9 protein-coding genes and 1 riboswitch are annotated in these 10,825 nt (G+C 60.9%); of the genes, 7 read left to right on the top strand and 2 right to left on the bottom strand.

All coding sequences use genetic code 11. The features are described from left to right. Positions 1-108: 108 nt before the first annotated feature. Both B9A19_RS21490 and thiC read right to left on the bottom strand, forming a co-directional pair. A complete protein-coding gene (locus B9A19_RS21490) occupies positions 109-2,085 on the bottom strand; it encodes a peptidase U32 family protein (RefSeq protein ID WP_084093200.1) in 1,977 nt (658 codons plus the stop codon). A gap of 294 nt (positions 2,086-2,379) precedes the next feature. Beyond that, positions 2,380-4,293: a phosphomethylpyrimidine synthase ThiC gene (thiC, locus tag B9A19_RS21485; RefSeq protein WP_084093199.1), complete on the bottom strand. Its 1,914-nt coding sequence runs from the start codon at positions 4,291-4,293 to the stop codon at positions 2,380-2,382. Positions 4,294-4,352: 59 nt separating this feature from the next. Beyond that, positions 4,353-4,455, bottom strand: a riboswitch (TPP riboswitch). A gap of 92 nt (positions 4,456-4,547) precedes the next feature. Between thiC and B9A19_RS21480 the strand changes: the two genes are divergently transcribed. From B9A19_RS21480 to rfbC, 7 genes are read left to right on the top strand one after another with little or no spacing between them, the layout of a single operon-like run. Continuing rightward, complete coding sequence (locus tag B9A19_RS21480) at positions 4,548-5,198, top strand: protein-L-isoaspartate O-methyltransferase family protein (protein ID WP_084093198.1); 651 nt, start codon at positions 4,548-4,550, stop codon at positions 5,196-5,198. After that, positions 5,195-6,043, top strand: coding sequence for a glycosyltransferase (locus B9A19_RS21475; RefSeq protein WP_139799048.1), 849 nt, complete (start codon positions 5,195-5,197; stop codon positions 6,041-6,043). The genes B9A19_RS21480 and B9A19_RS21475 overlap by 4 nt, the downstream gene beginning before the upstream one ends. Positions 6,044-6,097: 54 nt before the next feature. Next, positions 6,098-7,222, top strand: coding sequence for a glycosyltransferase family 4 protein (locus B9A19_RS21470; RefSeq protein WP_084093196.1), 1,125 nt, complete (start codon positions 6,098-6,100; stop codon positions 7,220-7,222). A gap of 2 nt (positions 7,223-7,224) precedes the next feature. Continuing rightward, entirely contained in the window at positions 7,225-8,283 is a 1,059-nt protein-coding gene (gene rfbB / locus B9A19_RS21465) for a dTDP-glucose 4,6-dehydratase (protein WP_084093195.1), read from the top strand. A gap of 1 nt (position 8,284) precedes the next feature. Beyond that, positions 8,285-9,178 (top strand): dTDP-4-dehydrorhamnose reductase, encoded by an 894-nt coding sequence (rfbD, locus tag B9A19_RS21460; RefSeq protein WP_217807145.1) that lies wholly within the window; start codon positions 8,285-8,287, stop codon positions 9,176-9,178. A 7-nt stretch (positions 9,179-9,185) separates the two neighbouring features. After that, on the top strand, positions 9,186-10,070 hold the full coding sequence (rfbA, locus tag B9A19_RS21455; RefSeq protein ID WP_084093193.1) for a glucose-1-phosphate thymidylyltransferase RfbA: 885 nt from the start codon (positions 9,186-9,188) through the stop codon (positions 10,068-10,070). After that, positions 10,070-10,621, top strand: coding sequence for a dTDP-4-dehydrorhamnose 3,5-epimerase (rfbC, locus tag B9A19_RS21450; RefSeq protein WP_084093192.1), 552 nt, complete (start codon positions 10,070-10,072; stop codon positions 10,619-10,621). Before rfbA ends, rfbC begins: the two co-directional genes overlap by 1 nt. Positions 10,622-10,825: the final 204 nt, after the last annotated feature.

The following is a 10,825-nucleotide window of genomic DNA, read 5'->3' as shown; positions in this document are numbered from 1 at the left end:
GCTAACAAAACCCAGTGTAGCGGTGCTGGCAAGGCACGCGAAACGCAGACAGTACAAGGCGTACGGCAAGTGAGCGTAACGCCGCCAGCAGGGTTTTGTTGGCGGCGCTTACTGCGGGCGAGCCTTGTAAAAGCTGATGGTCTGCACTGGCACGTTGGACGGCGGGGCGGATTTGAAAATGTGCGGCTTCATTTTGCCGATCACGTGCATCTCGCACGGCTTGCAGTCGAACTTGAGGGTGTAGGTTTCGCTGCCCGATTTCAACGTCATCGGCTCGGCGCGCACCTGGCCCTTCACGCCGATCACGCCCTTGGCCTGCTTGGGGCACAGATTGTACGAAAAGCGCAGGCAGTGCTTGGTGATCATCACACTGACTTCGCCCGGCTCTTCATGTGCCTCGTAGGCGGCGGCGATGATCTGCACACCGTGCCTGGTATAGAAATTGCGCGCGGCCTGGTTGTACACGTTGGCCAGATAAGTCAGCGAGGTTTCCGGGTAAACCACTGGCGGCTCGACGGCGGCCTTGCGCTCCGGGCGTGGCCAGGCGGCAATGCGCGCAGCCTCCAGTTGCTCGATGGCATCGCGGCGCAGTGCGTTGATGGTCGAGGCGGGCACGAACCACGGCTGCGACAGCGCCAGTCTGGCTTCGTGCGCAATGAACATGGTATTACCCAGCTTGGCCAGACTGTCCTTCAAGCCGCTTTCGGCCTTGGCGGCATCCTTGGCCGGCTCCAGCGCCATGTCCACGCGCGCGGTGGCGCTGCAGCCGTCTTCATCGGTCACGGTGAGTGACAGCCCCTTGGCATCATCCGCCAGGGTCAGCCACGCGCCCACGCGGCGGTCGGACGATTTCTGTGTCAGCGCTTTTTCCCACGCGTGGTCGCGGTTGCGGTTGATGCGCAGGCCCACTTTCAACCCTTCCAGGCTGCTCATGGTTTCGTTGGGGAACACGCGCCAGATGGTGCCGTCCTCGCCCTTGCCGACCTTTTCCACCGTATTGGCCTGCAGGCCGACCACTTCACGCTTCTTCATGTAATTGAGGCCATCGCCGTTCGACAGCGGCTCGGCCGCCTCCAGCTCGAACCACTTGGGGCCGATCCGGGTGACGTGGCCCAGTTCGACGCCAACATACTTGGGCGAATCGAAGGCGCCGATATCGCCATCCTCGCGGCCATTCACGAAGTAATCGGTGTGGCCGCGATGGAAGTTCTTGTCCACGTTCGGCGTGAAGTGGATGTCGGTACTGCCGCTGGAGGCGCGTGCCAGCTCGGGGCGGCGCTCCAGGATTTCGTCCAGCAGCACGCGGTAATGGGCGGTGATGTTCTTCACATAACCCATGTCCTTGTAGCGGCCCTCGATCTTGAAGCTGCGCACGCCGGCATCGATCAGCGCCTCAAGATTGGCGCTCTGATCGTTGTCCTTCATCGACAGCAGATGCTTGTCGAATGCCACTACGCCGCCATTGGCGTCGGTCAGCGTATAGGGCAATCGACAGGCTTGCGAGCAATCGCCGCGGTTGGCACTCCGGCCATTGTCTGCATGGCTGATGTTGCACTGGCCGGAATACGCCACGCACAGCGCACCGTGGATGAAGAACTCGATGGTGGTATCGAGCGGCAGCGTTTCGCGCACCTTGGCGATCTTGCCCAGCGTCAGCTCGCGCGCCAGCACTACCTGGCTGAAACCAGCATCGGCCAGAAAGCGTGCTTTTTCCGGCGTGCGGATATCGCACTGTGTGCTGGCATGCAGCTGGATGGGGGGGATATCGAGCTGCAACACACCCATGTCCTGCACGATCAGTGCATCCACGCCCGCGTCGTACAGCTGGTGAATCAGCTTGCGCGCCGGCTCCAGCTCGGCATCGTGCAGGATGGTGTTGAGCGTGACGAAAATGCGGCTGTGATAGCGGTGTGCAAACTGCACCAGCTGGGCGATCTCGCTCACCTCGTTACAGGCATTGTGCCGCGCGCCAAAGCTCGGCCCGCCGATATACACAGCATCCGCCCCGTGCAGGATGGCCTCGCGGCCGATTTCGACCGTTTTGGCAGGGGAGAGCAGTTCGAGGTGATGCAGCGGGAGACTCATGAGGCTGGACGGCTGGGGTAAAGAGGCGGAATTATAACGGAATCAAGGGATTGGCGTTGGAGCGTTCCGACGGAGCGCTGCTTGCTTCCGCTGGTCTGGTGTAGCAGGGGCCGGATGCGCCGGCCTCTTCGTGCCACAGACGGGCGACGCGAGGCCCTTGCACTGTGACCGGGGTGGGGTATGGCGCAGGGGAGTGCCGCTGCTGCATCTGCAACAGCATCAAGACCCCGGCTTTGCCGGATTCTTGATGCTGGCGGCGGGTAGTTAAGGCTGCTTGATGTGCATCACAGGTGCCTACGCCTTGTGATACACCTGCGCCCCGGCCTTCACGAATTCAATCGACTTGGTTTCCATGCCTTTTTGCAGCGCCTCTTCGGCGGCAATGCCTTGTTGCTCGGCGTAGTCGCGCACGTCTTGGGTGATTTTCATCGAACAGAAGTGCGGGCCGCACATCGAACAGAAGTGCGCCACCTTGGCACCTTGCTGCGGCAAGGTTTCGTCGTGGAATTCACGCGCGCGGTCGGGGTCTAGGCCGAGGTTGAACTGGTCTTCCCAGCGAAACTCGAAGCGGGCCTTGGATAGCGCGTTGTCGCGGATCTGCGCGCCGGGGTGGCCCTTGGCCAGGTCGGCGGCATGGGCAGCCAGCTTGTAGGTGATGATGCCTTCCTTCACGTCGTCCTTGTTGGGTAGGCCGAGGTGCTCCTTGGGCGTCACGTAGCAGAGCATGGCGGTGCCGTACCAGCCGATCTGCGCGGCGCCGATGGCGCTGGTGATGTGGTCATAGCCGGGGGCGATGTCGGTGGTGAGCGGGCCGAGCGTGTAAAACGGCGCTTCGTCGCACCATTCCAGCTGCAGGTCCATGTTTTCCTTGATCAGCTGCATCGGCACGTGGCCGGGGCCTTCGATCATGGTTTGCACGTCATGACGCCATGCCACCTGGGTGAGTTCGCCCAGTGTTTTCAGCTCGCCCAGCTGCGCGTCGTCGTTGGCATCCCACACGCTGCCGGGGCGCAGACCGTCGCCCAGGCTGAACGATACATCGTAGGCCTTCATGATTTCGCAGATTTCCTCGAAGTGCGTATAGAGGAAATTCTCCTTGTGGTGCGCCAGACACCACTTGGCCATGATGGAACCGCCGCGCGACACGATGCCGGTCATGCGGTTGGCCGTCATCGGTACATAGCGCAACAGTACGCCAGCGTGGATGGTGAAGTAGTCCACGCCTTGCTCTGCCTGCTCGATCAGCGTGTCGCGGAACAGTTCCCAGGTCAGGTCTTCGGCCTTGCCATTGACCTTTTCCAACGCCTGGTAGATGGGCACGGTGCCAATCGGCACCGGCGAATTGCGCAGAATCCATTCGCGTGTTTCGTGGATGTTCTTGCCGGTGGACAGGTCCATGATGGTGTCGGCGCCCCAGCGGATACCCCAGGTCATCTTGTCCACTTCCTCGTTGATGGAAGAGGTGACGGCGCTGTTGCCGATATTGCCGTTGATCTTCACCAGGAAGTTGCGGCCAATGATCATCGGCTCGACTTCGGGGTGGTTGATGTTGGCGGGGATGATGGCGCGGCCGCGCGCCACTTCGTCACGCACGAATTCCGGCGTGATCAGCTGCGGAATGCTGGCGCCGAACGATTGGCCGGGGTGCTGGCGCAGCATCATGGCGGCCATTTTCTCGCCCTTGGCACCAATGGCCTTGAGCGATGCCATGTATTGCTCGCGCTGCAGGTTTTCGCGGATGGCGATGTATTCCATCTCGGGCGTGATGATGCCCTGACGTGCGTAGTGCATTTGCGTGACGTTGGCGCCGGCACGGGCCTTGCGCGGCTGGCGCGTCAGCTCGAAGCGCAGCGGGTCGAGGCTGGCATCGGCCTCGCGCATGCGGCCGTATTCGCTGGTCAGGCCGCTCAGCAGCTCGGTATCACCACGCTCTTCGATCCAGCCGGCACGAATTGGCGCCAAGCCCTTGCGCACATCGATGCGTGCTTGCGGGTCGGTATAGGGGCCGGAACAGTCGTAAACGTAGATGGGCGGGTTTTGCTCGCCACCGAAGGAGGTGGGCGTGTCGGTCTGGGTGATCTCGCGCATGGGCACGCGCAGATCGAGCCGGCTACCCTGTACGTAGACCTTGCGCGAGTTGGGCAAGGGCTGGATGGCTGCTTCGTCCACGTGGGCGTCGCTGGCGCGGAATTCAACGGATTTGTTCAAGATGGTGCCTCCTGCAAAGCATGTAGAAGGCGCAGGAGAACGGATGCAGGGCATGAGCACGCCCTGCAGATTCGCTTCCCTACGCCGGTATGAGCCGGATCAGGTGCTGAGGGACTCTCTCATCCACGCCGGCAAACCGGCACGGAACCCCTAGCGAAAATACTGTGCATCGACGTTACCCGAAGTTATGGGATAATCGCAAGTTATTCAGTTGACACGCCGGCCGCTGCCGGCCGCCACCAAGGATCAGAGACATGGATTGGGACCGCGCCCGTTATTTGATGGTTGAACAGCAGATTCGTCCGTGGGACGTGCTGGACAGCAAGGTGCTGCAGCGCCTGTTCGACGTGAAGCGCGAAGAATTCGTGCCGGCCGACAAGAAAGAGCTGGCCTTCGTCGATGTTGCGCTGCCGCTGCCCAACGGCAACAGCATGCTGGAGCCCAAGCTCGAAGCGCGCCTGCTGCAGGACGTGGAGCTGAAAGCCAGCGACCGCGTGCTGGTGGTCGGTGCAGGCACCGGCTATCTGGTGGCACTGGCCGCCGGCCTTGCCAAGCAGGTGATCGGCGTCGAAATCGATCTGGACCTGAAGCACGCTGCCGAGGCCAACCTGCTGCGCGCCGGCATCAAGAATGCGCGTATCGAAGAGGGCAATGGCCTGGCTGCTGCCAACCCGGGCGCGCCGTTCGATGCCATCATCCTGACCGGCAGCGTGGCCGAAGTGCCGGTGGTGCTGCGCGAGCAACTGGCCGACGGTGGCCGCCTGATCGCCATCGTGGGCGAGCTGCCCATCATGTCGGCGGTGCGCGTGACCCGTGCCGGTGCCGCGTTCGGCGACACCAAGCTGTTTGAATTCAACCTGCCGCGTCTGCATAGCGCGTCCGACAAGTCGCAATTCGTGTTTTGACCGTCGCCGCCGCGACTGCAGCCATTCCAGCCCAGCCCGGCCGTTTTACCGCCGGGCTGGTGGTTTATTGCACGCCGGTAACGGAACTATTACCGTTGTTTGATTGCTTGCAGGCCGAGCCCGGTCTGGCGGCTTTTGGTATATTCGATAATGGTGATGATCCGGCCTTGCGCGCTGAAGTGCTGCGGCGCGGCTGGGTTTACCTGAGTGCCGGGCGCAATCTGGGTTTTGGCGCCGGGCATAATCGCATTTTTGCCACCATCGGCGCGGTTGCGGAATTTCATCTGATCGTCAACCCCGATGTTTGCTGGCAGGCTTCCCCTATCATGGCTTTGTTGGGCCCCCTGATGCGGTACCCGCAACTGGCTGCCGTAATGCCGGACGTATTTGGTCTGGACGGCCAACGTCAGTATCTGGCCAAGCGCATGCCTACGCCCGGCATTCTGTTCGGTCGCCGCTTTCCCCTGGGTTCTTTCTTTTTTGGAAAGCAATTCCCATGGTATGAATTACGCGACTTCGACTTCGCCTGTCCGGCGGTCGTGCCGATTGCTTCGGGTTGTTGTATGCTGTGCCGCAGCAACGCATTGCAACGGATACATGGGTTTGACGAAGGCTACTTCCTCTATCTGGAAGACTACGATTTGTGTCGCAGATGGCGACGTGATGGTTGGCAGGTGGCAATTGCTCCTGCGGCGCGCATCACGCATGGTCATGCACGCAGCTCCTATCGTTTGGGCAAACCCCTCTACTGGCATCTGTGTTCCGCGATGCGCTATTTCTCCCGCTGGGGCTGGTTTCACGATCAGGCACGCAAGGCGGATATCGAGCGCTTGCCCGCGCACTGAACCGCAACTGCAGCCGGTTCTCCACCACGGCGCGCCCTGAGGAGCCCTTACCGAATGGCCATTGCCTACTTCTTTATCGCTTTTCTGCTGTCCTTCATGTTTTGCTTGCTGTTGTTGCGATATATCAAGCTGCATGAGCATCTGAGTGCTGACTTTGAGCTGGATGGCGTACAGAAATTCCATGTACGCGCCGTACCGCGCATCGGTGGTCTGGCGATTTGTGGCGCGCTGGTGTTGACGGTGCCGCTGATGGCTGCACTCGAATCATCTCGCCAGTGGCCAGCCATTGCCATGCTGTGCGTGGCAGCCTTGCCCTGTTTTCTCGGCGGTTTTGCCGAAGATCTGCTCAAAATTGGCCTGATCAAGACCCGCTTGGCCTGCATGGCCGTGTCGGCCTTGCTGCTGTTCCTCGGCTGCGGTATCGGCGTGTTCCGGCTTGATGTGTCACTGCTTGATCAGGCCTTGCTGCAATACAGCTGGCTGGCGGCGGCATTTACCGTGTTTGCCGTGGTGGGCATGATCAATGCCATCAATCTGATCGATGGCTATAACGGCCTGGCGGTTGCGGTATCGCTGATCATTCTGGGCTCAATCAGCTATGTCGGCGTGCAGGTAGGTGATCGCATGGTGGTCATCGTTGCCATGACCATGATTGGTGCCGGCGTCGGCTTTTTGCTGTGGAACTGGCCGCGCGGGCTGATTTTCCTTGGTGATGGCGGTGCCTATCTGTATGGCTTCGTAATTGCCGCGCTGGTGGTTGCGCTGGTGCAGCGCCACCCGCAGATTTCCGCCTGGTATGCGGCGGTACTGCTGATCTACCCGGTGATGGAGACCGTGTTCACCATCCACCGCCGTATGCAACGCCGCCATCATGTTGGCTTGCCCGATGCGGCGCATCTGCACCAGCTTATCTACAAGCGCATGATGCGCTGGGCGGTGGGCAGCAGCCACCCGCACCACCGCACCATGCGCAATTCAATGACTTCGCCGTATCTGTGGCTGCTGTCGTCGCTGGGCGTGATTCCTGCGACGATTCTATGGTCCAATACCCATGCCTTGCAGCTGGCCCTGCTGGGCTTTGCAGTGCTGTATATCTGGCTGTACCGCAGCATCGCGCGGTTTCGCTCGCCGCGCTGGATGATTTATCGCCGGCCGGCTTATTTGATCGAGAAGGAATAAACATGATTCTGGTTACAGGGGGCGCCGGCTTTATCGGCGGCAATTTTGTGCTCGACTGGCTGGCTGGCTCGGATGAGCCGGTGCTCAATGTCGACAAGCTCACCTACGCCGGCAATCTTGATACGCTCAAATCACTGGATGGCGATGCGCGCCACGTCTTCGTTCACGCCGATATCGGCGACCGTGCGCTGATTGCCAGCCTGTTGGCAAAACACCAGCCGCGTGCCGTGGTCAATTTCGCCGCCGAATCGCATGTAGACCGTTCCATCCATGGCCCGGGTGATTTCATCCAGACCAATGTGGTCGGCACCTTCAATCTGCTGGAGGCCGTGCGCGCTTATTGGAGCGAGCTGCCGGCCGAACAGAAGGCCGCGTTCCGCTTCCTGCATGTATCGACTGATGAGGTCTATGGCACCCTGTCGGCCGATGATGCCCCGTTTGCGGAAACCAATCCCTACGAGCCGAACAGCCCGTACTCGGCCAGCAAGGCGGCCAGCGACCATCTGGTGCGCGCGTGGCACCATACCTATGGCTTGCCGGTGCTGACCACCAATTGCTCGAACAACTACGGCCCCTATCATTTCCCGGAAAAGCTGATTCCGCTGGTGATCCAGAATGCGCTGGGCGGCAAGCCGCTGCCCATTTACGGTGATGGCCAGCAGGTGCGCGACTGGTTGTACGTGAAGGACCATTGCAGCGCCATCCGCCGCGTGCTGGAAGCAGGCAAGGTGGGCGAGACCTACAACGTGGGCGGCTGGAACGAAAAGCCCAATCTGGATGTGGTGCACACCATCTGTGCGCTGCTGGATGAGCTGCAGCCGCGCGGCGACGGCCAGTCCTACCGCACGCAGATCACCTTTGTGCAGGATAGACCCGGCCATGATCGCCGCTACGCCATCGATGCGCGCAAGCTGGAGCGCGAACTGGGCTGGAAGCCGGCCGAAACCTTCGAGAGCGGCATCCGCAAAACCATCAGCTGGTATCTGGACAACCTGCAATGGGTGAGCAACATCACCAGTGGTGCTTACCGCGAATGGATCAGCCAGCAGTATGGAGCGTGACATGAAGACCATCCTCGTTACCGGTCGGCATGGTCAGGTGGGCTTCGAGCTGCAGCGCAGCCTGGCGGTGCTGGGCAAGGTGGTTGCGGTGGACCGCGAAGAGTGCGATCTGACCGATGCTGTTGCTGTGCGCGCATTGCTGGACCGGGTGCAGCCCGACATCATCGTCAACCCGGCGGCACATACCGCGGTCGACAAGGCAGAGAGCGAGCCGGCGCTGGCGCAGCTCATCAATGCCGATGCCCCGCAGGTGCTGGCCGAATGGGCGCGCGCGCATCAGGCGCTGCTGGTGCATTACTCCACCGATTACGTGTTCGACGGTAGCCAGCCGGGCTGGTACACCGAGGCGGACCGGCCGAACCCGCAGTCCGTCTATGGCAAGACCAAGCTGGCGGGGGAGGATGCCATCCGCGCCAGCGGTTGCCGCCACCTGATTTTCCGCACCAGCTGGGTGTTCGGTGCGCACGGCGGCAACTTTGCCAAGACCATCCTGCGGCTTGGACGTGAGCGCGAAGAGCTGAAAATCGTGGCCGACCAGCGTGGTGCGCCAACCGGCGCCATGCTGCTGGCCGATGTTACGGCACAGGTATTGGCGCAGTACCTGCATCGCAACGCGCCGGCGGATTTCCCGTTTGGTCTTTACCATCTGGTGGCTGCCGGCAGCACCAGCTGGTATGAATATGCACAGGCAGTCGTGACTGCGGCGCAGGCACGCGGCGCGGTGCTCAAGCTGAGCGTCGATGCCATTCAGCCGATCCCGACCAGCGCTTACCCGCTGCCGGCACCACGCCCGGCCAATTCCTGCCTGTCCACCGACAAGCTGCGCAGCACCTTCGGCCTGGCCCTGCCTGACTGGCAGCAGGGGCTGGCGCACGTCATGCAACTGATTTGCTGAGAACACCATGAAGAAGCGTAAAGGCATTATTCTGGCCGGGGGCTCGGGCACCCGTCTGTACCCGGCCACCCTGTCCGTATCCAAGCAGCTGCTGCCCATCTACGACAAGCCGATGATTTATTACCCGCTCAGCACGCTGATGCTGGCGGGCATCCGCGATATCCTGATCATTTCCACCCCGCAGGACACGCCGCGCTTTGAGCAATTGCTGGGTGATGGCAGCCAGTGGGGCCTGTCGCTGCACTACGCGGTGCAACCCAGTCCGGATGGGCTGGCGCAAGCCTTTCTGATTGGCGAGGAATTTCTCGGCGACGACAATGCTGCGCTGGTGCTGGGCGACAATATTTTCTATGGCCACGATTTTGCGCCGCTGCTGGCCCGTGCTGCAGCCGTGCAGGATGGTGCCACCGTATTTGCCTACCGCGTGAATGACCCGGAGCGCTATGGCGTGGTCGAATTCGACGCACAGGGCCGCGCGCTCAGTCTGGAAGAAAAGCCGGCCAAACCGAAGTCCAATTACGCGGTAACCGGTCTGTATTTTTACGATAGCGACGTGGTCGAGATCGCCAAGTCGATCAAGCCGTCGCCACGTGGCGAGCTGGAAATCACCGACCTGAACGCGGTCTATCTGCAGCGTGGCAAGCTGGATGTGCAGACCATGGGGCGTGGCTACGCATGGCTGGACACCGGCACGCACGAATCGCTGCTGGAGGCCGGCCAGTTTATCCAGACCATCGAGGCACGCCAGGGCCTGAAGGTGAGCTGCCCGGAGGAAATCGCTTATCGCGCCGGCTGGATCGACGATGAACAGCTGACCCGCCTGGCCGAGCCGTTGAAAAAAACCGGCTACGGCCGCTATCTGCTTAATTTGATGCAAGAGAAGTTGTTCTGATGAAAATCATCGATACCGCCATTCCCGACGTCAAGATCATTGAACCGACCGTGTTCGGTGATGATCGTGGTTTTTTCTTTGAAAGCTTCAACCAGACCAAATTCAACGAGGCAGTCGGGCGCCAGGTTGAATTCGTGCAGGACAACCACTCGCGCTCGCAGCGCGGGGTGTTGCGTGGCCTGCATTACCAGATCCAGCAGGCCCAGGGCAAACTGGTGCGCGTGGTCGCCGGTGAGGTGTTTGATGTTGCAGTCGACATCCGCAAATCGTCGCCGACCTTTGGCCGCTGGGTAGGTGTGACGCTGAGCGCCGAGAACAAGCGCCAGCTATGGGTGCCGGAAGGCTTTGCGCATGGTTTTGTTGTCACCAGCGATTCGGCCGAGTTCCTCTACAAAACCACCGACTTCTGGGCGCCGCAGTTCGAGCGTGCCATCATCTGGAATGATCCAGCGCTGGCCATCGCTTGGCCGGAAGTGGGAGTGAGCAACTTCCTGGTGTCCGGCAAGGACGCCGCCGCCAGCTTGCTGAGTAACGCCGAGCTGTTTGCCTGATGAGCCAGCCAGATAGAAAAAGCCCGCGCGATGCGTAATGCCAGTCAGTTAAGCGCTAGCCGCTGGTATTGAGTTAAAAAGAGGACGTGATTCACGTCCTCTTTTTACATGACCCCCCTGCACCACGAACTCGCACATACCCTGAGCCGGATCCCCACCAATCTGGATCGACTCAGTACGCTGATCGACCCCGACTGGATCGAA

Source organism: Andreprevotia lacus DSM 23236 (assembly GCF_900176275.1).
Lineage (GTDB): Bacteria > Pseudomonadota > Gammaproteobacteria > Burkholderiales > Chitinibacteraceae > Andreprevotia > Andreprevotia lacus.
This window is presented reverse-complemented; position numbering and strand designations above follow the sequence as displayed.